We start from the raw sequence: 25,549 nt of genomic DNA, 5'->3' as shown, positions 1-25,549 counted from the left end.
CGACGTGCCGAGCAGCGGGAATCGTGGTCTAACGTTGACTCCGTGGCGGATTCGCAGGCTGGGCCGGGACACGAGGTCGAGCTCGACTTCGCCCGTGAGTGGGTGGAGTTCTACGACCCGGACAATCCCGAGCACCTGATCGCGGCCGACTTCACCTGGTTGCTGTCGCGGTGGACGTGCGTGTTCGGCACGCCCGCGTGCCACGGCACGGTGGCGGGCCGCCCGGATGACGGCTGCTGCTCGCACGGGGCGTTCCTGTCCGACGACGACGACCGCGCCCGCCTCGATGCCGCGGTGGAGCAGCTGACCGACGACGACTGGCAGTTCCGCGAGAAGGGATTGGGCCGCAAGGGGTACCTCGAACTCGACGAGCACGACGGCCAGCCCCAATACCGCACCCGCAAGCACAAGGAAGCGTGCATCTTCCTGAACCGGCCGGGGTTTGCCGCGGGCGCCGGATGCGCACTGCACATCAAGGCGCTCCAGCTGGGCGTGCCGCCCCTGACCATGAAGCCCGACGTGTGCTGGCAGCTGCCGATCCGGCGCAGCCAGGAGTGGGTGACCCGGCCGGACGGCACCGAGATCCTCAAGACGTGGGTCACCGAATACGACCGGCGCGGCTGGGGTTCCGGCGGCGCCGACCTGCACTGGTACTGCACCGGTGATCCGGGCGCCCACGTCGGCGCCAAGCAGGTGTGGGAGAGCATGGCCGACGAGCTCACCGAGCTGCTGGGCGCCAAGGCCTACGCGGAGCTGGCGGCAATGTGCAAGCGCCGCAGCAAGTTAGGCCTCGTCGCGGTGCACCCGGCGACGCGGATCGCCGACTAGCCGCGGCCCGGCTCAGCCCGGCTGAATGTTGGTGTACGCCAACACCATTCGTTGCGCGCTGGCGAGCAGGTACGCCTCGACGGCCGCGCCGGCCGCCGCCGCGTCGCCCGCCAGCACCGCCTCGGTGATCGCCGCCAGGTCGGCCACCACCGGGCCCGCGTCGTCGTAGGCAGCGGTGAGCTCGTGCTCGCGGCCGCCGAAGGCCTGCTCGACCCAGCGATACAGCAATCCCAACGCGCGGTTCCGGCTGCAGTGGATGAGCACCCGGAAGTAGTCGAGGTCGGCGGCCTGGCGCGCCGCGGCGCCGTCGGCGTCCTGCACCGCGGCCAACGCGGCGCGCAACGCATCGGCGTCTTCGGGACCGCCGCGCTGCGCGGCGAGCCGGCCGATCAGCGGGCCCAGCGCGGCGCGGATCTCCAGCAGCTCGACGAGGAACTCGGGGCCCAGTTTGCGGACCAGCGCCTCGACCACCGCGGGGTGGGTCAGCCCCTGCGGGTCGCGCACCACGTTCCCGCTGCCATGCCGGGCCTCGATCAGGCCCATCTGCTGCAGCCGGGCCAGCCCCTGCCGCAGCGACGTGCGGTTGACCTCCAGCCTTTCGGCCAGCTCCCGCTCCGGCGGCAGGGCCGAGCCGGGCGGGAAGACGCCGTCGAGGATGGCGTCGGCGATCGACGCGGCGATCTGTTCGTCGACGCGCTGCCGGTCGGGCGGTTGAAGGGGAGTTGACTGGTTCATTGGTTCAACCAATATAGTGGACCCGATCGACCGGAGGTGAGCAATGGACGACGAACTGCGATCGGCCGCGTCCCCGCGCTGGCGGGGCAAGCCCGGGCGGCTGGAGGTCTGGTACGCCACCCTGTCCGACCCGGTCACCCGTGCCGGCCTGTGGGTGCACTGCGAGACGGTGGCACCGCTGCAGGGCGACGCCTACGCCCACGGCTGGGCGACCTGGTTTCCGGCCGACGGGCCGCCGCGCACCGAGCGGTTCGGCCCGGAGCCCGTCCGCCCCGCCGCCGGGGCCCTGTGGTTCGACGCCGCGGGCGCGCGAGTCGCCCCCGAACACCTCGGCGGACGCGCCCGGTCGATCGCCTGGGACCTGTCCTGGAAGGACTCCGGCGCGCCGCTGTGGACCTTTCCCCGGGCCGCGTGGGAGCGCGAGTTGCTGCCCGGCGCCCAGGTCGTGCTCGCCCCCACCGCCGACTTCGCCGGCTCGGTGACCGTCGCCGGCGAGCCTCTCCGGCTCGACGGCTGGCGCGGCGCGGTCGCCCACATCTACGGGCACGGCAACGCCAAGCGCTGGGGATGGATCCACGCCGACCTCGGCGGCGGCGACATCGTGGAGGCCGTCACGGCCGTGTCACACAAGCCCGGGCTGCGGCGGCTGGCGCCGATAACATTCGTCCGTTTCCGCATCGACGGAAAGGATTGGCCCGCAAGCAATTTGCCCTCCCTGCGGATGCGGACCACGCTCGGCCTCCGGCACTGGCAGCTGGAGGGACGCATCGGCGGGCGCAGGGTGCTGATTCGGGTCGACCAGCGCCCGGAACGGTGCGTGAGTCTCGGTTACACCGATCCCGACGGCGGCAGGGCGGTGTGCACCAACACCGAACAGGCCGACATCCACCTCGACATCGACGACCGGCACTGGTCGGTGCTGGGCACCGGGCACGCCGAGGTGGGCCTGCGCGGTGCCGGGGCACCCGCCCTCAACGAAAGGATCCCGACATGAGCTTTCTCTTCGACCCGCCGTTGCTGCTCGCGGCCGGAGTGCTGATCGAGCGCCGTCTACCGGCCGAGCGCCGCGACGTAGCCGAGGCCGCCACCCTGGGGGTGTTCTTCGGCGGGTCGTTCGGGCTGTACAACAACGTGCCCGGGCTGGGTGCGCTGTGGCGCCCCTTCCGCGCCCGCAACGGCCGCGACTTCATGTGGAACAGCGGCGTTTTCGCCGTGCAGACCGAGCAGCTCGACTGGCCCATGCACGCCGCCGCGGGGGGTATCTTCGCGACCTATCCAATGTTCATCAAGCTGGGGCGCCGGCTCGGGCGCCGGGCATGAGCCGGCTCGCCGCCTCGTTCGGCGGCGCCCTGCTGCCCGAGGAACACGGCGGCCCCGCCCCGGACGAGCTCCAAGACCGCGTCGACCGCTACCTCACGCAGCTGCCGGCAAGCTCGCGAATGGCCTTGCGGGCCGGTCTTTTCGGCGTGTCCGCGGCCAGCTATCTCACCACCGGGCGGTCCTTGTCGCGGCTCGGCCCCGGCGAGCGCGACCGGGTGCTGCGCCGGGTCGCCGGCCTGAACCCCGACGTCGGCGCGGCCCTGGAAGCGATGAAGGCGATCGTGCTGCTCGCCAACGGCGCCGCCACCCACGCGCCGGAACTGCTGGCCCGCGCCCAGGAGCACGAGGTGGCGCGCCCCGACGCGGCCCTGACCGTCATCGAATCCGACGACAGCCCGTCGGTCGTCACTGCCGACGCGGTGATCGTCGGGTCGGGCGCCGGCGCCGCGATGGCGGCCCGCACCCTGGCGCGGCGCGGCCTCGACACCGTCCTGATCGAGGAGGGGCGGCGCTGGACGGTCGAGGAGTTCCGCACCACCCACCCGATGGATCGCTACGCCGGCTTGTACCGCGGGGCGGGGGCCACCGTCGCGCTCGGACGCCCGTCGGTGGTGCTGCCGATCGGCCGCGCCGTCGGGGGCACCACCGTGGTGAACTCCGGCACCTGTTACCGGCCTCCGGCGACCGTGCAGCGGCGCTGGCGCGACGAGTTCGGGCTCGGCCTGGCCGACCCGGACCGGCTGGCCGGCCACCTGGACGACGTCGAGGGGACCCTGCGGGTCGCGCCGGTGCCGCTGCAGATCATGGGGCGCAACGGGCGGCTGCTGCTCGACGCCGCCGAAACGCTCGGATGGCAGGCGGCACCCATCCCGCGCAACGCGCCGGGCTGTGAGGGCTGCTGCCAGTGCGCCATCGGCTGCCCGCGCAACGCCAAGTTCGGCGTGCACCTCAACGCCCTCCCCCAGGCCTGCGCGGCGGGCGCCCGGATCATCGCGCGGGCCCGCGCCGAACGGGTGCTGCACGGGAACGGGCGCGCCCGCGGCGTGCGCGCCCGGCGACCCGACGGCACGGCGCTCGACGTCCTGGCCGACACGGTGATCGTGGCCGCCGGCGCCACCGAGACGCCCGGGCTGTTGCGGCGCAGCGGACTTGGTGCGCACCCGCGGCTGGGTCGTAACCTCGCCGTGCATCCGGCGACGATGCTTGCCGGCCGCTTCGACGACGACGTCGTCGCCTGGCGCGGCGTCCTGCAGAGCGCCGCCGTGCACGAGTTCCACGAGTCGCACGGCGTGCTCATCGAAGCGACCTCGACGCCGCCGGGCATGGGGTCGATGGTCTTTCCCGGCTACGGCGCCGACCTGCTCGGCTGGTTGGACCGGGCGGCGCACGTCGCGACGTTCGGCGCCATGGTGGCCGACAAGGGCGTCGGCTCGGTGTCCTCAGTGCGGGGCGAGACGCTGCTGCGCTACAACATCGACCGGTCCGGCGTCGAGAAGCTGATGGTGGCGATCGAAGCCATGGGACGGTTGCTGTTCGCCGCCGGCGCGGTGGAGGTCCTCACCGGTCTGCCGGATGCGCCGACGGTGACGTCGCTGCCCGCGCTCCAGGATGCGCTGCGGCGCAGCGACCCCCGAGGCCTGCACCTGGCCGCCTTTCACCCCACGGGCACCGCGGCCGCGGGTGCCGACGGGCAGCGGTGCCCCGTCGACGAAACCGGCCGGCTGCGCGGCACGGACGGCGTGTGGGTGGCCGACGCGTCGATCCTGCCCAGCTGCCCCGAGGTGAACCCGCAGGTGTCGATCATGGCCTTGGCGCTGGCCGTCGCCGACGAGGTGGTCGCCGCCCGCTCCGGTTGAGTGTGCACGCAGGGTTTTAGTGTGCGTCACGGGTTTTCGGTGTGCGCCCAGCGTTTTCAGTGTGCGCCCAGCGTTTTCAGTGTGCGCCCGGGTCGGCCTCACGGCCGAAACCCCGCTCTCAGTTCACAATCGACGCCGTCGACGCACACTGAATCTGGTGGCAGTACTCTCGCATGGCCTACGGGACGCCATACATCGCCACTGCGACATGGCCTCGCGTGTGCCGCCCGTCTTCGAGGTCTCCGCGCGGCAACCGCGTGCGCGCGGCGCTACGTCTGCGTGTCGGCCGGGACCGCATGCCGCGGCTGGTACAGCAATGCGCGGACCAGCGGCCGCGGCCCGACGGACCGAAGCATCTGGCTCGCCGGGCGGACCCGTACCCGCTTCGGCCACCAGAACCACCGTCCCATCACCGTCATGATCGACGGCGTGATGAGCGATCGGACGACGAAGGTGTCGAACAGGAGGCCGAGTCCGATCGTCGTGCCGAATTGACCGATCGCCCGAAGGTCGCTGGTGATCATCGCGCCCATGGTGACGGCGAACACCACACCGGCGGCGGTCACCACCGGGCCGGTGACACCCATGCCGCGGATGAGTCCCGTTTTCAGGCCGGCTCCGATCTCTTCCTCGATCCGGGACACCAGCATCAGGTTGTAGTCAGACCCCACCGCCAAGAGCACGATCAGCGCGAATTCCGTTGCCACCCAATGCAGCTGGAAATTAAGCAGATGCTGCCAGATCAGCGTCGAGAACCCGAAGGCGGCCCCCAGCGACATCACGATCGTGCCGACGATGACCGCGGCCGCGACCAACGCCCGGGTGACGATCACCATGATGATGAAGATGAGCACGATCGAGGCGATCCCGGCGATCATAAGGTCGTACTTCGCGCCGTTGGCGATGTCGTAGAACGTCGCGGCCGTGCCGCCGAGGTAGATGTCGGCATTCTGCAGCGAGGTGAGTTTCAGCGCCTCCTTGGCCGCCTGGCGCTCCTGATCGACCGACGCGATTCCCTGCGTCGTCGCGGGGTCCACCGCGTGCGTGATGATGAAGCGAGCGGCCTTACCGTCCGGCGACACCATCAGGCTCAACCCCAGCAGGAAGTCGGGGTTCTGGAAGATTTCCGGCGGCAGGTAGAAGAGGCTCTCCACCTGAGAGTCGTTGAAGGACTTGCCCATCACGGCGTTCGTGTCGGTCAGCCGGTCGAACTGAATTATCAGGTTGTCGAACGTGCTGTAGATGGTCGACGTCGTATTCCGGATCGCCGTCGACGTGCCGATGATCTGGGGAATGATCTCCAGCAGCTGGTGTGTGGCCGCGGCCGTGTGGTTGAGGTCGTTGGTGAGACTGTGGAACTGCTCGGCGAGCTGATCGAACCCGTCCAGGGCGTCGAACAGGCTTCGCAGCGACCAGCAGATCGGGATGTCGTAGCAGTGCCTCTCCCAATAGAAGTAACTGCGAATGGGTCTCCAGAAGTCGTCGAAATCCGCGAAGTGGTCCCGGATTTCGTCCGTGATGGCCGCGGTGTTCCCCGCGGTTTTCGCGCTGTCGTCCGCGGCGTTCGCGAGCTCCTGGGTCACCGTGTACGTGCGCTGCAAGAGGGAGATGAGCGTGTCGAGATCACCGATGATCTTCTTGATGTCGGCGACCCGGTCCTTCAGGTAGCTCAGGTTGTCCCGGATCGGCGCGCTTTGGACGCTGAGCTGGAACGGGACGGATCCGTCTTGGATAGGTGGCCCAAGGGGTCTGGTGATGCTCTGCACCCGTTCGATGCCGGGCACCCGGAAGATGGCGCCCGCGATCTTGTCCAGGACCAGCATGTCGGTGGGATTGCGCAGATCGTGGTCCGATTCGATCATCAGGATGTCCGGGTTCAGACGGGCCTGGGTGAAGTGTTGATCGGCCGCGTCGTACGCCTGGACCGAGGAAGCGCTGTGCGGCAGGTAGTACAGGTCGTTGTAGCGCGGGTTGAAGCCCATCAATCCGATGGCGCCGACGATCGCCAGGATGACCGAGGTGGCGAGGATGGGTGCCGGCCACCGCACGATGGCCGTCGCCAGGCGTCGCCACCGGGTGTAGTTGAACTTTCGCTTCGGGTCGAACAAACCGAAGCGGCTTGCGACCACGATCAGCGCCGGCGTCAGGGTCACTCCCGCGGCCACCACCACCAACAGACCGACGGCGCACGGAAACGCCAGCGAACTGAAATAGGGCAGCCGCGTGAAATGCAGACAGGCCAGCGCCCCGACAATCGTCAAACCCGAGCCCAGCACCACCTTGGTGACACCGGCGAAGGTGTCGTAGTAGGCGGCTTCGCGGTCCAGCCTCCGTTCACGAGCCTCCTGGTAGCGGCCCACCATGAATATCGCGTAGTCGGTACCAGCCGCGATGGCCAGCGCCGTCAGCAAGTTGACGGCGAAGGTCGACAGCCCCATGATGCCGGTGTCGCCCAGCAGCGCCACGACGCCTCGCCCGGTGGCCAGCCCGACGAACAAGATCAGCATCGTCAACAGCACGGTGCCGATGGACCGATAGACGAACGTCAGCATGATCGCGATGATCACGATGGTGATGATCGTCATCTTGAACAGGCTCTCGTTGCCGACCACGATCGTGTCGGCGGTCAGGGCCCCCTGACCCGCGACGTAAGCCTTCACCCCCGGCGGCGGCTTCGACTCCGCAACGATCTTGCGAACCGAGGCAACCGACTTGTCGCCGACGGCTCCGCCCTGGTCCCCGCGCAGGTTGACCTGGACGTAGGCGGCCTTGTGGTCATAGCTCTCGACACCCGAGGACGTGAATCGCTGCCCCCAGAAATTGAGCGCATGCTCGACGTGGTCGGTGTCCTGCTGCAGCTTCTTGACCAGGTCGTCGTAAAACCGGTGCGCGTCCTCGCCGAGAGGCTTGTCACCGACCAGGGTGACCAGGACGAGGTTGTCGGAGTCGTATTCCTTGAATTTCTCCCCGATCCTCTTCATCCCGGTGACCGACGGCGCGTCGGCGGGCGACAGCGGCACCGAGACGTCCTCGGCAACCTGCTCCAACTGTGGGACGAACACGTTGACGCCGACCGCGATCAGCACCCAGAACACGACGATCGGCAGCGCCAGGATGCGGATGGTGCGGGCCACACGGGGTTTTCGCTCAGCGTCGGCGGGTTGTGCGACGGGGATTTCGTCCGTGTCGCCGGTGTCGCCGGTCACGCGGACTTGTCCAAGCAGGAAACCTGTGCATCGCGCGCGTCGACCTGTTGTTGATCGACCAATTTGCCGTCGACGGTGATCCGGCAGCCGATATAGGGGCTGTCACCTTGGGCGACAACGTAGGCGAAGATGCCGGGCATTTCGGCGACTATCGTCTGCGACCACGGCAACGTGGTGAAGTTGGCTTTCTGCGGTTGCGCGTCCGCATCCATCCAGTTGACGACGCCGGTCGTCCCGGGCGGCCCCAGGATTTCGTAAACGGCGGTCTTGGCCGCGTACGGGGGCGTGGCATCCCGCGGATCGGGCTTGGGTACGCCGGGTCCGGGGAAGACACTGCTGAGGCGGTCCACTGCAACGCCGCCGACGATCACCGCCACGATCACGACCAGCGGAACCCATGCCCGCTTGATTAGCGTCAACATGGCTCCCCCCGATCACGACTGCCCGACGGGCCGATGTTAAGAGATTTCATCTGTCGACACATTTCGTCGCGTGCGCCACGGCTAGGCGAACGCCATGGTCCCCGAGTTAATTCCTACGGTGCGCCGTCGGGTCGGAGCCACGTCGCCCGTGGGGGCCGTAACGGCGCGGCTTGTCGTGCCCGATCCCGATCCGTTTGCCCGGTGACAGCCCCGGTGACGACTTAACGCCGGGATGGGCTACTCGCATGCCGAGAGCACCAGCGACGCTCGGCAGCGGATACGCGCGTCCGGGTGATAGGCGAACGGCCTCGGGGACGGTTGTTTGAGTCTGCGACATACAGACGTCATGCGCTGCAGGGCAATTCCCTGCCGGCCGCCGAATTGCTACTTGGCCGAGTTGCTCCCGCCGGTCTCGATGAGATGCCGCGAGTGCTCTCACAAAGGCGGTAGTGAGAAGCGATGACAGCTGAGTTAGTTTCAAAAAGTAATTCGCTGATACAGAAGAAGTCACTTCCACTCACACGACATTCGTTTCGCGTGGAGTCAATTGTCGGCGTCGATCTGAAACCAGCACCGATCTGGGTCCACGGCGCGTACCCTGACCTGCATGGCGACCAAGACCAAGGTCAAGACCTGTCTGCATTGTGGCCACACGTTCGATCCGAACGACCGATGGCATGACCTGTCCGATCCGGAGTGGCTTCCGGCTGCCGCGAACTATTGTTCGCCGGAATGCGGTGACCGGTTCCATTGCGATATGACGCATTGTTGCTCGACCCACGTGAAAGATAAAGCTCGCAGCGAGGCCGCGAAGGCAGCGCGCTGATCCGCGTTATTGCAGACCAACGCCTCGCCACTTTCTGCTGCGAAATCGACTTCCTCGATGAAGTCGAGCCCTCGCGACAAATACCCGGGGGGCTAGCCCTCGAGCTTGTAGCCCAACCCCCGCACCGTGACCAGATGCACCGGGTTGGCCGGGTCCGCTTCGATCTTGGACCGCAGGCGCTTGACGTGGACGTCGAGCGTCTTGGTGTCGCCGACGTAGTCCGCGCCCCACACCCGATCGATCAGCTGACCCCGGGTGAGCACCCGGCCGCTGTTGCGCATCAGGTACTCGAGCAGATCGAACTCCTTGAGCGGCAAGGTGATCACGTCGCCGTTGACCGAGACGACGTGGCGCTCGACGTCCATCCGGACCGGCCCGGACTCCAGCACGCCATCACTGATCTCGGAGTCGTCGTCCCCGCCGCGGCGCAGCACGGCGCGGATCCGGGCGATGAGCTCCCGCGCCGAATACGGCTTGGTCACATAGTCGTCGGCGCCGAGCTCCAGACCGACGACCTTGTCGATCTCGCTGTCCCGCGCGGTCACCATGATCACCGGGACACCGGAACGGGCGCGCAGCTGCTTGCAGACGTCGGTGCCCGACATCCCCGGGAGCATCAGGTCCAGCAGCACGATGTCGGCACCGGTGCGGTCGAACTCGGCGAGCGCGGCCGGCCCGTCGGTCACCACCGTGGCCTCGAAGCCCTCCTTACGCAGGAGAAAGGCCAGCGGGTCGGCGAGCGACTCCTCGTCCTCCACGATCAACACACTGGTCATCAGCGCCACTCCTTCTCATCACGGCGTACTTCGGCGTCGTAGGCGCGGGTCATCGGCTTAGCTCTTCCTCTCTTTCGGACCTGCTGGGCCGCACCTCGCGGCCGCGCAGTTGCTCGGGTTCCTCATCGCTGTCCTGATAAGCCGGAATCGACAGCGTGAACGTCGACCCCGTCCCCGGCTTGCTCCACACCCCGATGCTGCCGTTGTGATTGGCGGCGACGTGCTTGACGATGGCCAGCCCCAGCCCGCTGCCGCCGGTGGCGCGCGAGCGCGCCTTGTCCCCCCGGAAGAAGCGCTCGAAGACGCGCTCCTGGTCCTCCAGGGCAATCCCGATGCCGCGGTCGGTGACGGCGATCTCCACGTTGTCGCCGCGGCGCCGACGGCTGATCGACACCAGCGATCCGCGCGGCGAATACGCGATCGCATTGGAGACCAGGTTGGCCAGGGCGGTCACCAGCAGCGTCTCGTCGCCGAGCACCTTCAAGCGGCTGGGCGCGTCGGTGCGGACCTCGATATCGGCATTGTCGGCGGCCACCTTGTGACGCGAAATCGCTTCGGAGACAACGGTATCGACCTCTACCTCGGTGACATTCGGCAGCTGCTCGGCGCCCTGCAACCGGGAGAGCTCGATCAGCTCGGCGACCATGTCGCCCAGCCGGTTGGCTTCGACGAGCACCTTCTCGGCGAACCGGCGCACGGTTTCGGAGTCGTCCGCCGACGCCAACAGCGCCTCGGCGAGCAGGGCCATCGCGCCCACCGGCGTCTTGAGCTCGTGGCTCACGTTGGCGACGAAGTCGCGCCGGGTGGCCTCCATGCGCGCGTAGTCAGACTGGTCATGGGCGAAGACCACGGCGAAGCGGCGGTCCTCCTCGCTCAGCAACCGGGCCTGCCCGTGCACCGCCAGCCCCGACCTGCCGCCCGAACGCTTGGTCGGCCGCAGGTCGAACTCGACGTCGTCCCCGCTGAGCGCCTGGTGCGCGGCCTGCCACGCCTGGTCGTCGAGCTGCCGGTCGCGCACCAGGCCCAGCTCCTTGGCCCGATCGTTGAGGTAGACCACGTCGCGGTGCGAATCCACCACGGCGACGCCCAGCGGCATGAGCGCGACGATCCGCTGCAGCATCTGCGCGACGGTGATCCCGGTCCACTGGTCGGGCGTCCGCTGATTGGACTGGCGCGACCGTGCCGACAGCCGGAACCCGGCCGCAACACCTACGGCCAGCGCCAGCACCGATAAGACCCCGGCCAGCAACAGCGCCGAGAACACAGTCACATGGAAAATCCTACAAATCTTCCTGAACACCGCCCTAGCGGAGCGAGGCCAAAATCGGACAAGTCACATTTTGCGCCACAGGTGTTCCGCTCTCGTTTACGCGAAGTTTGGCAAAGATGCCTTTTGGACACGATCGACGGCGACGACCGGCTCAGGCCCGCCCCTGGCTGGCAACCGCCGCGGCGCCCGCGGCGGCCGCTTCCGGGTCCAGATAGGTACCGCCCGGCACGACTGGCCGCAGCTCGGCGTCGAGGTCGTAGCGCAGCGGGATCCCCGTCGGGATGTTCAGCCCGACGACGTCGTCGTCGGACATCCGGTCGAGGTGCTTGACCAGGGCGCGCAGCGAGTTGCCGTGCGCGACGATCAGCACGGTCTTGCCGAACCGCAGATCCGGCACGATGACGTCGGTGTAGTACGGCAGGAAGCGGGCCACCACGTCCGCCAGGCATTCGGTCAGCGGACCGCCGCCGATGTCGACGTACCGGGGATCGGTGTCCTGGCTGAACTCGCTGCCCTTCTCGATCGGGGGTGGCGGCGTGTCGTAGCTGCGCCGCCAGGCCATGAACTGCTCCTCGCCGTAGCGTTCCTTGGTCTCGGCCTTGTTCAGGCCCTGCAGCGCGCCGTAGTGGCGTTCGTTGAGCCGCCAGCTGCGCCGCACCGGGATCCACAGCCGGTCGGCGGCGTCCAGCGCCAGGTGGGCGGTGGTGATGGCGCGTCGCAGCAGCGAGGTGTACAGCACGTCGGGCATCAGGCCCTGCTCGGCCAGCAGCTCCCCGCTGCGCACCGCTTCGGCGCGGCCCTTTTCGGTCAGCCCGACGTCCACCCAACCGGTGAACAGGTTGAGGGCGTTCCAGTCGCTCTCGCCGTGGCGGAGCAGCACCAGCGTGGCAGTTTCTCCCATGCCCGCTAGCTTATTCGCCGTCTTCGTCAATCAGATTGCCCGACTCCTCCTCAGGCCGCTGAGCGGCCTGCATCGTCGTCGGGCGCAGATGGGCGAACGCCTGCAGGTTCTTCAGCGACTCACCGCGCGACACCCGCCACTCCCACTCTTTCTGGATCGACGAGCGAAAGCCCAACTCCAGCAACGTGTTGAAGTCGGAATCCACCGCCTCGAGGACTTGGCCGAGCACCCGGTCGATCTCCTCGGCGTCCACCGACGCCAGCGACATGTGGCCGACCAGGTAGATGTCGCCGACGTTGTCCAGCGTGTAGGCCACCCCGTAGAGCCGCCGGTTGCGCTTGAGCAGGAACCGGTAGACGCCCTCGTGGTTCTCGTCGGGCTTGCGGCACACGAACGCCTCGACGCGCACCGAGTGCTCGCCGATGCTCAGGATCGTGTTGGTCTTGAGCTTGCGCTCGCCGGGCAACTCGACGACCAGGCCCGGCCCCCCGCCGTGCGCGCCGGCGAAGTCCGAATAGGTCAACCCGCTGGCGTCCAGCGCGTCGACGATGACGCGCTGCACCGACTCGGTGGAATGCGTCATGCGCCGACCCCGCGGCGCGACGCCCAGCGGCGCGGCTTGCGCATGGCTGCCCGGTCCGGTTTGACGCCGACGCGGCGCTGCCGCTCGCCCGGGAAGTCCCCGATCGCGCGGCGATAGCTGGCCAGCAAGGCGTCGGTGGTGTTGTCCCAGGAGAACGTGGCCGCGTGCGCGGCCGCCGCGCGGCCCAGCTCGCCGGCCTCCGTCGAATCGAGCCGCAGCAGCCGGTCCAGGGCGGCGGCCCACCGATCGACGTCGTGCCCCGGCACCAATGTGCCGGTGATCCCGTCGCGCACCGCCACCGGCAGGCCGCCCACCGCGGCCGCCACCACCGGCGTACCGCACGCCTGCGCCTCCACCGCCACCAAGCCGAACGACTCCGAATAGCTCGGCACGGCAACCAGATCCGCGGCCCGGAACAGGGTCGCCAGGTCCGGACGGGACTGTGGCGGCAGAAATGTCACGCGGTCGGTGATGCCGAGTTCGTCGGCCAGCCGGACCAGCCCGCCGGGGGAGGCCAGGCCGCTGCCCGACGGGCCGCCGGCGACGACGACCCGCACCCCGGGCAGCTTCGCCGCGGCCCGCAACACGATGTCGGGCGCCTTCAGCGGCTGGATGCGCCCGACGAACGCCACCACGGCCTCGTCGGGCGCGATGCCCAGCGCGGCCCGGGCCGCCGCCCGGTCGCCCGGGCGGAACACGGCCAGGTCCACTCCCGGGTGCACCACGTCGATCCGGGCCGGGTCGGCGCGATGGATCGAGATCAATTGCCTCGCTTCGTCCTCGGTGTTGACGATCAGCCGGTCCGCCTCGTCGACCACCTGCTGCTCGCCCACCGTGCGCAACGGCGGCTCGGGCGCGTCGCCCTCGGCCAGCGCCGCGTTCTTGACCGCCGCCAGCGTGTGGGCGGTGTGCACCAGCGGCACGGCCCACCGGTCGCGGGCCAGCCATCCGACCTGGCCGGACAGCCAATAGTGGGAGTGCACGATGTCGTAATAGCCCGGCTCGTGCGACGCCTCCGCGCGCAGCACTCCGGCCGTGAACGCACACAACTGGGTGGGCAGGTCGTACTTGTCCAGGCCCTCGAACGGCCCTGCCACCACGTTGCGCACCAGCACGCCCGGCGCCACCCGCTGCACCGGGGGGTCCGCCGACGCGGTGGCCCGGGTGAAGATCTCGACCTCGATGCCCCGCCGGGCCAGATGCAGCGCCGTCTGCAGCACGTAGACGTTCATGCCGCCGGCGTCGCCGGTGCCCGGCTGGGCCAGGGGCGACGTGTGCACCGCCAGCACCGCTACCCGGCGCGGGTCTGCCCGCCGGAGGACCTCATCGTGCCGCACACCTCATCTTTACAGGACGCCACTCCGGCAAGCCCAAGGGCGCGGCCGGTCGCTCGCGCTAGGCGGACGACTCGTCCGCCGCGACCTCGCGCAGCCGCGCGTTCAGGACCCCGGCGCGCCGCATCGCACCGAGTGGATCGGCGTACAGTCCGCCCAGCGACACCGTCCCGGCCCCAGCCTCCTGCACCCGATTGCCGAACACCGTCACCCGGATGTCACGCGGCGGCAGCACCGAGCGCGCGGCGAACGCCGCCTCGACGTGTTCCATCGCTTCCGGGTACTCCGTGAAGGCCTGGCCGCCGACGACGAGCTCGTCGGGATTGAGCATGTCGCGCAGCAGCGCGACCGCCTCGCCGAGCACCCGCGCCCGCTCGGCCAGCAAATCCTTGGCCTGCTGGTTGCCCGCCCGGGCGACCCGGACCAGATCGGTGATCGCGGCGGCCGGCCCACTGACGCGGCCGACGGGCGCGGCCGGCAGTAGCCGCAGGCGTCGCGCGGCGGCCAGCACCGCCTCGTCGCTCACCGTCGACTCCAACTCGCCTGTGCCACCGAGAAGTTCGGAGCGGGCCGGCAGGGCCGCGATCGTCCCGGGGCCGCTGGCCGGGCAGTGCACGCGGCCGCCGATCACCAGCGCGTAGCCGACGGTCTCACGGGCGTACACGTACAGGCTGGTGGGTGAGCTCGGGGCGAACCGCCGCATGCCCAGCAACAATTCCGCGCCGGCCATGGCGTCCACGTGGGAGGCGACCGACACCGGCAGGCCCAGCGCGTCTGCCAGCACCTGGCCGACCGGTGCCTGCCGCCAGCCCAGCCGCGGGTGGTCGACGTGGCCGGTGACGCCGTCGACGGTGCCACCGATCGCCACCCCGACCCATAGCGGGCGGCGCCGATGCCAGCGCCTGAGGTACCGGGAGGCGCTCTCGGCCAGCGACGCCAGCGCCGCGCCCGCCGGATTCAGGGGGGTCGGGGTCTCGACGGTGTCCAGAGTGCGGCCGAACAGGTCGGTGGCCACGATGCTGGTGGTTCGCGCGCCGATGTGGATCCCGAGCGTCACGAACGGTTCGTGGTTGATCTCCACCGGCACACGCGGGCGGCCGATGGCGCCGGACACGGCCAGGTCGGCGCGTTCGCGGAGCAGGCCGGCGTCGAGTAGGGCGATGACCTGGCGGTTCACCGTCGCGATGCTCAGCGAGGTGACGCCGGCGATGACGTCGCGGCCAACGGGGCCGCGCAGCCGGACGGCACGGAAGACCGCCGCCGCGGCCGAGTCGGGGATGTACAGTGCCGGCGGCAGGATCAGGCGGTGCTGACGCCGCTGGCCGTTACGGCCGGGGGAATGGGTATGGGTGAGGGTAGTCGAGCGCACGAGCGTCCTTTGTCTTGTGTTCCAATGGCCGGTCCTCGGCCACGCCTGATAGGGGTCAGGAGCGGCAAAGTGCGCGGCAACAACACGCACTCGCCGCGCAAAGACACGCGGCGGTGTTGTTGAACAGGGCGCTGTGGAGCACACCGAGAATTTAGCACGTTCATTAGAGTTGGACCGATGACTGCAACCGGCGGAACTCAACGGACAGCGGTGGTCACGGGGGCCAGCTCCGGAATCGGCGCGGCGACCGCGAAAACCCTTGCGGCGCAGGGTTTTCACGTGGTCGCAGTGGCGCGACGGGCGGACCGGGTGAACGCCCTGGCCGACGAGATCGGGGGCACCGCGATTGTGGCCGACGTCACAGACGACGCGGCCGTGCGAGCACTGGGCGACCAGGTGAGCCGGGTCGACGTGCTGGTCAACAACGCCGGCGGCGCCCGGGGGCTGGCGGCCGTCGCCGACGCCGACCTCGAGCACTGGCGGTGGATGTGGGAGACCAACGTGATGGGCACCCTGCGCGTCACGCGCGCGCTGCTGCCCAAGCTGGTCGAGTCCGGCGACGGCCTGATCGTCACCGTCACTTCCGTTGCGGCGCTTGAGGTTTACGACGGCGGGGCCGGTTACACGGCGGCCAAGCACGCCCAGGGAGCGCTGCACCGCACGCTGCGCGGCGAGCTGTTGGGAAAGCCGGTGCGGCTCACCGAGATCGCACCGGGAGCGGTCGAGACCGAGTTCTCACTGGTGCGCTTCGACGGGGACGAGCAGCGGGCGGACGCCGTCTATTCCGGCATCGCGCCGCTCGTGGCCGCCGACGTCGCGGAGGTGATCGGGTTCGTGGCCTCGCGGCCGCCGCACGTGAATCTCGACCTGGTCGTCATCCGGCCGCGCGATCAGGCCAGCGCGACCCGGTTCAACCGCCGGGGCCCGAACTAGGGGACGTCGACGTCGGCGAGGTCGAGGTTGGCGAGGTGGTCGTCGTCGTGGGCGTGCCCGACAAGCTGGGGGCCGTCGACGGGGTGACCGGCGCGGTGACCGGGATTTGCGTCGACGGCGGCCGCGCCGTCGGGGGCGGCAGCGCCGACATCGCCACCCAGGTGTCCCAGTCCACGGCCCAGTCCCAGATGTCGCCGTCGGAGTAGGACAGCTGGATTGTGCTGCCCGTCACCTCGACGGGGTCGCCGTACATGGCCGTGTGGTAGTACTGCTCGGCGTCGCCGGTCGACAGGTTGATGCAGCCGTTGGTGACGTTGCTGTTGCCCTGCGCGCCGGCGCTCGACGGGTTCGCGTGGATGAACTCCCCATTGTTGGAGATCCGCACCGCCCAGCGTTCGTGGGCGTTGGTGTAGCCGGCGGCCGGGTTGGACATATAGAAGTCGGCGTACTTCTCGGTGACGACGTGGATGCCGTTGCGGGTGACGTTGCGCGCCTTGTCTGCCTCCCCGTAGCTGCACGGGAAGTCCATGATCACGCCCTCGTCGGTGACGACCTGGATGCGGTGCGACGAGACCTCGGCCTTGACCACCTGCCGCCGGCCGATGTTGATGTTCAACGAGATGTCGTCGGCGCCGTACGCGCCGTCACCGAACGGCACGCCGTAGAGCTTGGCGTCGACGTTGACGGTGGTGCCCGCGGGGTAGTACTCGCGGGTGCGGTAGTGCACCCGCGAGCCCTGCCGCTCGTCGGGCAGCCACGCCCAGCTGCCCTCGACCGGCGGATTCGTGGTGACGGTCAGCGCCTTCTCCACCGCGGCCTTGTCGCTGATCGGCGCGTCGAACTGGATGATGATGGGTGCCGCGACCCCGACGGTCTGTCCGTCGGCCAACTGGAAGGCCCCGCTGATCTTCTTGTTCGGGGACACGGTGGTGAACTTGCCCGCGACCGGGATCGCCTTCCCGTTGTGCCCGACGGCCGACCCGCTCCAGGTGTAGGTCGCGTCGTAGCCCAGCGGCTCGGTCGTCGTGAAGACGGTCCGATCCTGGTTGAGCGTTCCGGCCACGGCCTTGCCCGACGAATTGGTCAGCGCGACGCGCTGGAACCAGCCGTCGTGGACTTCGACGCTGACCGGCGCGATCGGCACGACGTTCTCGCTGGCATCGGCCGGCTGGTACTTGAGGCTGGCCGCCGGCGGCTCTTTCTTTTCCGCGTGCTTGGCCACGGTGCCGGCGCAGCCGGCCAGCACGCTGGGAGCCAGCACACCCAGACCCAGAGCCGTCAAAGCCATGCGCCGGTTCATCGGCGGTGGGGCGCTGGACGTACTCACGACATCCAAAGATACCGGGAGATGGCGACCCACCCCGCCGCGACAATTCGAGGTCGGACCGCGGTTTGCGGAAATCCGGGCTACAGGGTGCAGCCGAGCAGGACAGGTTCCGGTTCCAGTGTGATAGCAAACACATCACGGACGCCGTCGCGCACGGTGCGCGCCAGTTCGATCACGTCGGCGGTCCCGGCGCCGCCGCGATTGGTCAGCGCCAGCGCGTGTTTGGTGGACAACCGGCAGCGCGCTTCGGGTCCGCCGGGCGCCGGGTCCGGGTAGCCCCTCCCGAAGCCCGCCCGCTCCACCAGCCAGCCGGCGGCCAGCTTTACGCCATCCGGCGCCGGGTAGTGCGGCACGGGACCCTCGACTGCGCCGGCCAACCGCTCGTAGGCTTCCGCCGACACCACGGGGTTGGTGAAGAAGGAGCCCACGCTCCAGGTGTCGTGGTCGGCCGCGTCGAGCACCATTCCCTTGCGGGCGCGCAAGCGCATCACCGCCTCCCGGACCGCGCCGGGGTCGGCGCGCCCACCAAGCGCGACGCCCAGCGCCCCCGTGAGTTCGCCGTAGCGCAACGGCGCGCTGAGGCCCGACCCGTCGAGCGCGAACTCCACTTCCAGCACCACCCACGGAACTTCGGGACCGGCCCGCTTCAGAGCGCTGGTCCGGTAACCGAAGCGCAGTTCGTCGCCGGGCACCCAGCGCACCTCGCCGCGCGCCCGGTCGAGCAGCCGCACCCGCGTGATGGTGTCGGAGACCTCCGCCCCGTAGGCGCCGACGTTCTGCACCGGCGTCGCCCCGGCCGAGCCGGGGATGCCCGACAGGCATTCCAGCCCGCCCAGGCGCCGTTCGATGGCCGCGACCACCACGTCGTCCCAGACCGCGCCCGCCTCGGCGCGCACCAGGTTGCCGTCGACGGTGATGCGGTCGTTGGCCAACCGCACCGCGGTCAGGTCGGTGAGGGTGTCGGCGATCACCAGGTTGGAGCCGCCGGCGAACACCAGCACCGGATGGGCCGCGGAGGCTCGTTCGGTGTCGAGTTCGCGCACGACGGCGACCACCTGCTCGGTGCTCGTGCAGGTGATCAGGCGCCGGGCGATCGGCCCGATGCGCAGCGTCGTCAACGGGGCCAGGGGTGCCGCCTCGGAGACCTCCGCACCGGCGAAGAGCGAACCGACACCGCTCCCTTTCATGGCCCGTAACGGTAGCCTGGCCAGCTATGCCGCGTTCATTCGACTTGTCGGCCGACTACTCCGAGAGCGTCGAAGAAGTGCACCGGGCCTTCCTCGAGGAGGACTACTGGCGGGCCAGGCTGGCCGATATCCCCGTCGACGAGGCGAAGCTGGAGCTGATGCGGGTCGGCGGCGAGGACGGCGAGGACGGCAGCGTCGAGGTGGTCACGCTGCAGGTGGTGCGCAGTCACAATCTGCACGCCCTCGTCAAGCAATTGCACCGCGGCGACCTCTGTGTCCGACGCCAGGAGAGCTGGGGGCCTGTCGTCGACGGCGCGGCGACGGCCTTGATCGCCGGCTCGATAGTCGACACCCCGGTCAAGGTGTCGGGCACGGCGGAGCTGACGCCGGTCACCGACTCCGACGGCTCCCGGCTGGCGTTCCAGATCGCCGTCCAGGTGCGGGTCCCGATCATCGGCGGCAAGGTGGAGAGGCTGATCGGCACCCACCTGGCCGACCTGGTCAGCCGGGAACAGCAGTTCACCGCCGACTGGATCGCCAACAACGCTTAGCGCCACGCATCGTCGGCGCGCCTAAGCTGGCGCTCATGCGAATCGCGTTGGCGCAGATCCTCAGCGGCACCGACCCGGCCGCCAACCTCGAGCTGGTGCGCGAGTACGCCGGCCGGGCCGCGGACGCGGGCGCGCGGCTGGTGGTTTTCCCCGAGGCGACCATGTGCCGCTTCGGCGTCCCGCTGCTGCCGATCGCCGAGCCGGTCGACGGGCCGTGGGCCGACGGGGTGCGGCGGATCGCCGCCGACGCGGGCGTCACCGTGATCGCCGGCATGTTCACGCCGTCAGGCGACGGGCGCGTGACCAACACGCTGATCGCGGCCGGACCGGGCGCGCCCAACGAGCCGGACGCGCACTACGACAAGATCCACCTCTACGACGCGTTCGGATTCAGCGAGTCGCGCACCGTCGCCCCGGGCCGCGAGCCGGTGGTGATCACGGTCGACGGTGTCCGGGTCGGGCTGACAGTTTGCTACGACGTCCGATTCCCCGCCCTCTACACCGAGCTGGCGCGGCGCGGCGCCCAGGTGATCGCCGTCTGCGCGTCGTGGGGTTCGGGTCCTGGCAAACTCGACCAGTGGACGCTGCTGGCGCGGGCCCGCGCGCTGGACTCGATGAGCTTCGTCGCCGCCGCCGGTCAAGCCGACCCCGGCCAGGCGTTGAGCAGCTCCGGCGCGCCTACCGGCGTGGGAGGCAGCCTGGTCGTTTCGCCGATCGGCGAAGTCCTGGCGTCGGCCGGCCCGCATCCGCAATTGGTGGTGGCCGACGTCGACATCGCCCGGGTGGCTGAGGCACGCGAGGCCATCGCGGTGCTCCGCAACCACTCAGACTTTGCTCAGGTCGATAGGGCACAATCGGTCGGGTGACGAACCCACAGGGCCCCCAGGGCCCCGCTAACGAGGGCCCGTCGACCTGGGCTCGTCCCGGCAGCCAGGGTCCCTTCGGCCGCCCGCCCACTGAACGGCCCACCGAGCGCATCAACACCGGCGGCCCGGCCCAGACGCCGCCGCTGTCCGCTCCCGGCCAGACCGAGCGGATCCACACCGCGCCCGCACAGGGTCCCGGCTACCCGCCTCCGCCGATTCCGCCCGCGGGACCGACCGAGAAGTTGCCGACCCCCGGCGACGAGCCAGCCCCGCCCAGGAAGAAGCGGCGTTTCCTGCGCGACCCGCTGTCCATCCTGCTGGTCTGCATCATCGTCGCCGCGCTCGTCATCGCCGGGCTCATCGGCGCCGAGCTGTACGTTCGGCACGTCGCCGACAGTAAGGTCGCCCAGGCCGTGGCCTGCGAGGTCAAGGACCAGGCCACCGCGTCGTTCGGGGTGACGCCGCTGATGCTGTGGCAGCAGGCGACGAAGCACTACACCAACATCTCGGTGACGACGGCCGGGAACAACATCCGCGACGCCAAGGGCATGAAGCTCGCCCTCACCATCAGGGACGTCCGGATCGGCTCGTCGTCCAACTCCAAGGGCACGATCGGCTCGCTGGACGCCACCATCACCTGGACCACGGATGGCATCAAGGACTCGGTGCAGAACGCGATCCCGGTGCTGGGGCCGTTCGTCACGAACTCGGTGACCACCCATCCCGCTGACGGCACCATCGAGCTGAAGGGCATGCTCGACAACATCACCGCCAAGCCGGTGGTGTCGGGCAACGGTCTGGAGCTGCAGATCGTCACGTTCAACGCGCTCGGGTTCACCCTTCCGAAGGAGTCGGTGCAGTCGACGCTGGACGACTTCACCTCGAACCTGACGAAGAACTACCCGCTGGGCATCCACGCGGACAGCGTGCAGGTGACCGATTCCGGCGTGACCAGCCACTTCTCCACGCAGAACGCCAGCATCCCGGCCGGCAACGACAACGACCCCTGCTTCGCGAACCTCTGACGGGCGCGAACCTCTGACCGGCTAAGCCAGCCCGTCGAGCACCGCGCGGGTACCCGAAAGGCCGAGCCGGGTGGCGCCGGCGCCGAGCATTGCGAGCGCGTCGGCCGCCGTGCGAATGCCGCCGCTGGCCTTGACGCCCAGCCGGCCTCCGACGGCCCCGGCCATCACCTCGACCGCGCGCACCGACGCGCCGCCCGCGGGATGGAACCCGGTCGACGTCTTGACGAAGTCGGCCCCGGCCCGCTCGGCGGCGTGACACACCGCCGTCAGCGTGCGCCCGCTGCCGTCCCCGTCGTGTGCCAAGAGCACCGCCGACTCCACGATCACCTTGAGCACGGCACCCTCGATTGCGGCGCGGACCGCCTCGATGTCGCAGCGCACGGCGCCGATGTCCCCGGACAGGGCGGCGCCCACGTCGATGACCATGTCGACCTCGCCGGCCCCGGATACCACGGCCTGGGCGGCCTCGTGCGCCTTGACCTCGGACAGGTGCTTGCCCGACGGAAAACCGGCCACGGTCGCCACGCGCACCGCGCCGCCGGCGGACCGCGCCGCGACGGGCACCATCGACGGCGAGACACAAACCGCGTACACGCCCAGTTCGGCCGCTTCGGCGACGAGGGCCTCCACGTCGGCCCGGGTGGCCTCGGGTTTGAGCAGGGTGTGGTCGACGAGTGCGGCGACCTCGGCCCGGGTGGGTCGAGTGGCCACTAGAACGCTTCCTCGGGGGCGCCGGGATTACAGCCCGTTGCGACCATCTCGGCGTCGTCGACGACGGGCCGCCACGGCTCCAGGTTCCAACTGGTCTTGCCCGGCTGCGCCAGTTCGGCGAACTGCCAGTGGCACACGAATTGCGCGCGCATGCCCGGGGTGTCGGCGTCCGGGGACAGGCCGAGCACTTCGGACCAGGCCTCGTCCGCGTAAGCTCCGGCGCCTGTCTGCCGTGACGCCGTCCGACCCGACGGGGTTGGAAACACCCGCAGGCTGGGCAGGTTATGCCACTGCGCCCACTCGGTGTGATCGACGAACGGCGGCGACACCGGTGCCGGGTTCGCCGCACCGGTTCCCGGCTCGGCCCGAACGGGAGCCGCTGCCGGCAGCGGGCCCAGCAGGGCGACCAGCGCCACGGCGGGCGCGGTCAGCAGGGCTTTCATCCCGCTAGCGTGACTTCCCCTGGATTTCGAGGAGCTTGGGCCGCACGTCGACCAGGTACACGCCGGCCGCGCAGGCGGCGATGGCCATGCCGAGCACCCCGAAAACGAAGCTCAGGATGGAGGTCAGCGCCACCGCACCGCCGAGGATCACCAGCCACACCGGCTTGGTCAGCTTCTCGGCGGCGGTATAGGCGTCGGGGCGCTGCATCGCCGCGTGCACGAACGCGTATACCGCGGTCACCAACACGGCGATCTGCAAGACCAACATCACGTCGGCCACGAGGTGGTTCACGCCCTTAAGCGTATGCGCGCCTCGTCCCAAACGTCGACTCGGAGTCGCCGTGGCGGCAGCCGCGAGTCGATGATCCCGAAATGGCGGGTGCCTACTTCTGGGTGACCTTCTTGGCCGAGGCCTTCTTCGCCGGAGCCTTCTTCGCCGGGGCCTTCTTCGCTGGGGCCTTCTTGGCCACCACCTGCTTCGGCTCCTCCGCCTTCTTGGGCAGCTCGATGCCGACCAGCTTGGCCGCACGCTCACCCACGGCGCGCGTCTGCGACGCGACGGTGCCGAGCGCCTCCTGCGTCAGCTCCACGGCCTGGTCCACGTAACCTTCGGCGCGCGCCGACGCGTCCTCGAGGGCCGGCTGGCTGCGCAGCCGCTCCAGGGCGGCCTCGCCGCGCTCGACCAGCTCGTTGTACCGGGTGGTCGCGGCCTCCAAATAGCCCTCGGCCGCCTTGCGCAGTTCCTCGGTGGTGAACCGCTCGCGCAGCTCGGAGAACTGCTCGGGGAGGTCCTCCTGCAGCTTCGTCAGGCGAGCGCGGCTCTCCTCGACGCGGCTGCGTGTGTCGGTGCGGGTGTCTTCGGCACGCTCTCGCAGGTTGGCGATCAAGTCGTTGACGGTCGCCAGGGCCAGGTCGGCAGCACCCAGGGCCGCCAGCAAGGGTGCCCGCAAATCATCGGTGTTGGAGTTTTCAGCCATGGTGTTCCTTTCAGGGATTGTGTTCGGTATCAGCGTTACTACGTGTTTGTTCTGGAAACTAGGGGAGTTTGGTCCCTTCCTTTCGGGTAACCGCAGCGGCCGGTGGGAGCCCTGTTCGGGCGCTCCTCACCCGTCGCTGTCGTGCGTCGGACGCTCCTCGTGGGTGACTTCGTTTTGTTGGATGAACGAGGCGTAGATGTCGAGCAGAACCTGCTTTTGGCGCTCGGTGATCGCCGTATCGGTGACGATGGCGTCACGCACCTGGCTCTGCTCGCTGGGCTCGAGGATTCCGGCGCGGACGTAGAGAACCTCGGCAGAGATCCGCAACGCCTTGGCGATCTGGTTCAGGACGTCGGCGGACGGTTTGCGCAATCCGCGTTCCACCTGGCTCAGGTACGGGTTGCTGACGCCTGAGCGTTCGGCGAGTTGCCGCACCGACACCTGGGCGTTCTCGCGTAGGTCCCGGATGAAACTGCCGATATCGGAGGCCACGGTCGAAGCCACGTCCGAGGCCACGGTCGACACCTTGGCGGAGAGCTTCTCCTCGGGTGGCATCTCGGGCTCCTGAGACTGATGGACGGTCACAACGCCATCAGACTACGAACAAGTGCTTGCAATTGCAAGCGCTTGTTAGCACCCCTAGAAAAGTAGCTGCGCGACGGCGTAGATGATCAGCCCCGCCAGGGAACCCACCACGGTGCCGTTGATCCGGATGAATTGAAGGTCGCGGCCCACGTGCAGCTCGATGCGCCGGCTGGCCTCGCCGGCGTCCCAGCGCTCGATCGTCTCGGTGATGATCGCGGTGATCTCGACGCCGTACTGGGAGACCAGGTGCTGGGCCGCGCGCACCAGCCAGTTGTCGACCTTGTCGCGCAGGTCGGCGTCGTCGCGCAGCGACTCGCCGATCCGGATCACCGTGTCGGTGATGCGGGTGCGCAGCGCGCTGGACGGGTCGTCCACCCCCTCGAGCACCAGGCGCTTGAGCGTCTTCCACGCCGTCGCGGCGGCGTTGGCGATCTCTTCGCGCGCCATCAGCTGCTCTTTGATCTCGTCGGCGCGGGTGACGGTCGCCGGGTCGTTCTGCAGATCGTCGGCGAACTCGAACAGGAAGCGGTTGGCCGAGCGGCGCAGTTCGTGGTCGGGGTTGCGTCGCACCTTGTCGGTGAAGTCCATCAATTCGCGGTGGATCCGGTCGCCGACGAGGTGGTCGATGAAGCGGGGCGACCAGCTGGGCGAATCGCGCTCCACGACTCGCTGGATGACCTCCCCCGCGTTCAGCGACCATTGGAACGCCCGGTCGGCCAGCAGCTGGATCAGGGCCTCCTGCCGGTTCTCCGCCAGCAGGCTGGCCAGCACCCGCCCGACAGGCGGACCCCACTGGGGCTCGGCGATGCGGCGCACGATCATCCGGTCGATCACGTGCTGCACGTCCTCGTCGCGCAGCAGCTCCACCAGCACCCGCAGCACCGTCGCCGTCTCGGCGGCCACCCGCTCGGCATGCGCCGTCTCCGACAGCCACTTGCCGAGCCGGCCGGGGACCTCGGCGTCGCGCAGTTTGGTCTCCACCACCGGGGGCGACAGGAAGTTCTCCCGGACGAAGGTGCCCAGCCCCTCACCCAGCTGGTCCTTCTTGCGCTTGATGATCGCGGTGTGCGGGATGGGTATCCCCAGGGGGTGCTTGAACAGTGCGGTGACGGCGAACCAGTCGGCGAGGGCGCCTACCATGCCGGCCTCCGCGGCGGCGCCCAGATAGCCGACCCAGCTCCCCGCCCAGCTACCCGTGGCATGCGCTTGGGCCCACCGACAGGCGAGGAAGATTCCGGTGGCGCCGACCAGGAAGCCCAGCGCCACCGTCTTCATGCGACGCAGCGCCGCGCGCCGCTGCGCGTCGGCTTCCGGGTCGGCCCCGGCGAAAGATTCCGCGAACGACGTGTGCGCCCGCGGGGCCTCGGCTCTGTGTGCCACAAGTCCATCATGTCCTGCCCGGACCGATCGGGGTGGCAACACCGTCGCGCGGCGCCGTTTCCACCCGCGGCCCATGCGCCGACCGGGCCTTCTGACCCGTAATATCGAGGACGTTCTAGTGAATGGGAATCGGCGACT

Annotated in this window: 26 protein-coding genes; 9 read left to right on the top strand and 17 right to left on the bottom strand. The window is 69.3% G+C overall.

From position 1 onward, the window contains the following. Positions 1-42 precede the first annotated feature (42 nt). The gene (locus G6N56_RS20910) at positions 43-828 is read left to right on the top strand and encodes a DUF3109 family protein (protein WP_085258703.1); all 786 of its coding nucleotides are present in this window, start codon (positions 43-45) and stop codon (positions 826-828) included. A 12-nt stretch (positions 829-840) separates the two neighbouring features. Here G6N56_RS20910 and G6N56_RS20905 read toward each other — a convergent pair whose 3' ends face one another. Then, positions 841-1,563 (bottom strand): FadR/GntR family transcriptional regulator, encoded by a 723-nt coding sequence (locus G6N56_RS20905; protein WP_085258704.1) that lies wholly within the window; start codon positions 1,561-1,563, stop codon positions 841-843. Positions 1,564-1,606: 43 nt separating this feature from the next. Here G6N56_RS20905 and G6N56_RS20900 point away from each other — a divergent pair, with 43 nt between their 5' ends. From G6N56_RS20900 to G6N56_RS20890, 3 genes are read left to right on the top strand one after another with little or no spacing between them, the layout of a single operon-like run. Beyond that, complete coding sequence (locus G6N56_RS20900; RefSeq protein WP_085258705.1) at positions 1,607-2,557, top strand: tocopherol cyclase family protein; 951 nt, start codon at positions 1,607-1,609, stop codon at positions 2,555-2,557. Next, complete coding sequence (locus tag G6N56_RS20895) at positions 2,554-2,883, top strand: hypothetical protein (RefSeq protein ID WP_085258706.1); 330 nt, start codon at positions 2,554-2,556, stop codon at positions 2,881-2,883. The genes G6N56_RS20900 and G6N56_RS20895 overlap by 4 nt, the downstream gene beginning before the upstream one ends. Continuing rightward, positions 2,880-4,739, top strand: a complete 1,860-nt coding sequence (locus G6N56_RS20890; RefSeq protein ID WP_085258707.1) for a GMC family oxidoreductase — start codon at positions 2,880-2,882, stop codon at positions 4,737-4,739. The genes G6N56_RS20895 and G6N56_RS20890 overlap by 4 nt, the downstream gene beginning before the upstream one ends. A gap of 269 nt (positions 4,740-5,008) precedes the next feature. Here the strand turns inward: G6N56_RS20890 and G6N56_RS20885 are convergent, their stop codons facing one another. Next, positions 5,009-7,945 (bottom strand): MMPL/RND family transporter, encoded by a 2,937-nt coding sequence (locus G6N56_RS20885; protein ID WP_085258708.1) that lies wholly within the window; start codon positions 7,943-7,945, stop codon positions 5,009-5,011. Further along, positions 7,942-8,364 carry an MmpS family transport accessory protein gene (locus tag G6N56_RS20880; protein WP_180150379.1) on the bottom strand — a complete coding sequence of 141 codons (423 nt, stop codon included), beginning with the start codon at positions 8,362-8,364 and terminating at the stop codon, positions 7,942-7,944. Before G6N56_RS20880 ends, G6N56_RS20885 begins: the two co-directional genes overlap by 4 nt. A gap of 610 nt (positions 8,365-8,974) precedes the next feature. On the opposite strand from G6N56_RS20880, the gene G6N56_RS20875 reads away from it, so the two are divergent. Further along, positions 8,975-9,193, top strand: a complete 219-nt coding sequence (locus G6N56_RS20875) for a ferric uptake regulation protein (RefSeq protein ID WP_085258710.1) — start codon at positions 8,975-8,977, stop codon at positions 9,191-9,193. A 92-nt stretch (positions 9,194-9,285) separates the two neighbouring features. Here the strand turns inward: G6N56_RS20875 and regX are convergent, their stop codons facing one another. From regX to G6N56_RS20845, 6 genes are all read right to left on the bottom strand, one after another. Then, positions 9,286-9,969, bottom strand: coding sequence for a two-component sensory transduction protein RegX (gene regX / locus G6N56_RS20870; protein WP_085258800.1), 684 nt, complete (start codon positions 9,967-9,969; stop codon positions 9,286-9,288). A 49-nt stretch (positions 9,970-10,018) separates the two neighbouring features. Then, the gene (locus G6N56_RS20865; protein ID WP_142280873.1) at positions 10,019-11,239 is read right to left on the bottom strand and encodes a sensor histidine kinase; all 1,221 of its coding nucleotides are present in this window, start codon (positions 11,237-11,239) and stop codon (positions 10,019-10,021) included. A 151-nt stretch (positions 11,240-11,390) separates the two neighbouring features. Continuing rightward, positions 11,391-12,140 carry a phosphoglyceromutase gene (locus tag G6N56_RS20860; RefSeq protein ID WP_085258712.1) on the bottom strand — a complete coding sequence of 250 codons (750 nt, stop codon included), beginning with the start codon at positions 12,138-12,140 and terminating at the stop codon, positions 11,391-11,393. 10 nt (positions 12,141-12,150) lie between these two features. Then, positions 12,151-12,723 carry a type III secretion system chaperone family protein gene (locus tag G6N56_RS20855; protein ID WP_142280874.1) on the bottom strand — a complete coding sequence of 191 codons (573 nt, stop codon included), beginning with the start codon at positions 12,721-12,723 and terminating at the stop codon, positions 12,151-12,153. Further along, the gene (gene mshA, locus G6N56_RS20850; protein WP_085258713.1) at positions 12,720-14,060 is read right to left on the bottom strand and encodes a D-inositol-3-phosphate glycosyltransferase; all 1,341 of its coding nucleotides are present in this window, start codon (positions 14,058-14,060) and stop codon (positions 12,720-12,722) included. Before mshA ends, G6N56_RS20855 begins: the two co-directional genes overlap by 4 nt. A 58-nt stretch (positions 14,061-14,118) precedes the next feature. Then, positions 14,119-15,426 (bottom strand): ROK family protein, encoded by a 1,308-nt coding sequence (locus tag G6N56_RS20845; protein WP_085258714.1) that lies wholly within the window; start codon positions 15,424-15,426, stop codon positions 14,119-14,121. A gap of 177 nt (positions 15,427-15,603) precedes the next feature. Here G6N56_RS20845 and G6N56_RS20840 point away from each other — a divergent pair, with 177 nt between their 5' ends. Then, positions 15,604-16,359, top strand: a complete 756-nt coding sequence (locus tag G6N56_RS20840; RefSeq protein ID WP_085258715.1) for an SDR family NAD(P)-dependent oxidoreductase — start codon at positions 15,604-15,606, stop codon at positions 16,357-16,359. Here the strand turns inward: G6N56_RS20840 and G6N56_RS20835 are convergent. After that, on the bottom strand, positions 16,337-17,659 hold the full coding sequence (locus G6N56_RS20835; protein ID WP_085258716.1) for a L,D-transpeptidase: 1,323 nt from the start codon (positions 17,657-17,659) through the stop codon (positions 16,337-16,339). The genes G6N56_RS20840 and G6N56_RS20835 overlap by 23 nt on opposite strands. Positions 17,660-17,766: 107 nt before the next feature. Beyond that, positions 17,767-18,873 (bottom strand): UDP-N-acetylmuramate dehydrogenase, encoded by a 1,107-nt coding sequence (locus G6N56_RS20830; protein WP_085258717.1) that lies wholly within the window; start codon positions 18,871-18,873, stop codon positions 17,767-17,769. Between the two features lie 26 nt (positions 18,874-18,899). Between G6N56_RS20830 and G6N56_RS20825 the strand changes: the two genes are divergently transcribed. The 3 genes from G6N56_RS20825 to G6N56_RS20815 are packed head-to-tail and all read left to right on the top strand — an operon-like array spanning position 18,900 to position 21,315. Next, positions 18,900-19,424 (top strand): DUF2505 domain-containing protein, encoded by a 525-nt coding sequence (locus tag G6N56_RS20825; RefSeq protein WP_085258718.1) that lies wholly within the window; start codon positions 18,900-18,902, stop codon positions 19,422-19,424. A gap of 35 nt (positions 19,425-19,459) precedes the next feature. Then, entirely contained in the window at positions 19,460-20,290 is an 831-nt protein-coding gene (locus G6N56_RS20820; RefSeq protein ID WP_085258719.1) for a carbon-nitrogen hydrolase family protein, read from the top strand. After that, entirely contained in the window at positions 20,287-21,315 is a 1,029-nt protein-coding gene (locus tag G6N56_RS20815; protein ID WP_085258720.1) for an LmeA family phospholipid-binding protein, read from the top strand. Before G6N56_RS20820 ends, G6N56_RS20815 begins: the two co-directional genes overlap by 4 nt. A gap of 21 nt (positions 21,316-21,336) precedes the next feature. Here G6N56_RS20815 and deoC read toward each other — a convergent pair whose 3' ends face one another. The 6 genes from deoC to G6N56_RS20785 all read right to left on the bottom strand — a co-directional run bounded on the left by deoC (position 21,337) and on the right by G6N56_RS20785 (position 25,411). Beyond that, positions 21,337-22,026: a deoxyribose-phosphate aldolase gene (deoC, locus tag G6N56_RS20810; protein WP_085258721.1), complete on the bottom strand. Its 690-nt coding sequence runs from the start codon at positions 22,024-22,026 to the stop codon at positions 21,337-21,339. Then, entirely contained in the window at positions 22,026-22,469 is a 444-nt protein-coding gene (locus G6N56_RS20805; protein WP_085258722.1) for a DUF2599 domain-containing protein, read from the bottom strand. The genes deoC and G6N56_RS20805 overlap by 1 nt, the downstream gene beginning before the upstream one ends. A 4-nt stretch (positions 22,470-22,473) precedes the next feature. Beyond that, a complete protein-coding gene (locus G6N56_RS20800) occupies positions 22,474-22,761 on the bottom strand; it encodes a DUF2516 family protein (RefSeq protein WP_085258723.1) in 288 nt (95 codons plus the stop codon). Positions 22,762-22,852: 91 nt separating this feature from the next. Continuing rightward, complete coding sequence (hbhA, locus tag G6N56_RS20795; RefSeq protein WP_085258724.1) at positions 22,853-23,446, bottom strand: heparin-binding hemagglutinin HbhA; 594 nt, start codon at positions 23,444-23,446, stop codon at positions 22,853-22,855. 126 nt (positions 23,447-23,572) lie between these two features. Beyond that, positions 23,573-24,001 carry a helix-turn-helix domain-containing protein gene (locus G6N56_RS20790; RefSeq protein WP_085258801.1) on the bottom strand — a complete coding sequence of 143 codons (429 nt, stop codon included), beginning with the start codon at positions 23,999-24,001 and terminating at the stop codon, positions 23,573-23,575. Positions 24,002-24,085: 84 nt separating this feature from the next. Then, the gene (locus G6N56_RS20785; RefSeq protein WP_085258725.1) at positions 24,086-25,411 is read right to left on the bottom strand and encodes a DUF445 domain-containing protein; all 1,326 of its coding nucleotides are present in this window, start codon (positions 25,409-25,411) and stop codon (positions 24,086-24,088) included. Between the last annotated feature and the right edge of the window lie 138 nt (positions 25,412-25,549).

The sequence above is a fragment of the Mycobacterium saskatchewanense genome (genome assembly GCF_010729105.1).
GTDB classification, from domain to species: Bacteria; Actinomycetota; Actinomycetes; order Mycobacteriales; family Mycobacteriaceae; genus Mycobacterium; species Mycobacterium saskatchewanense.
The sequence above is the reverse complement of the archived record's forward strand: the minus strand, read 5'-3'. Positions and strand labels throughout refer to the sequence as shown.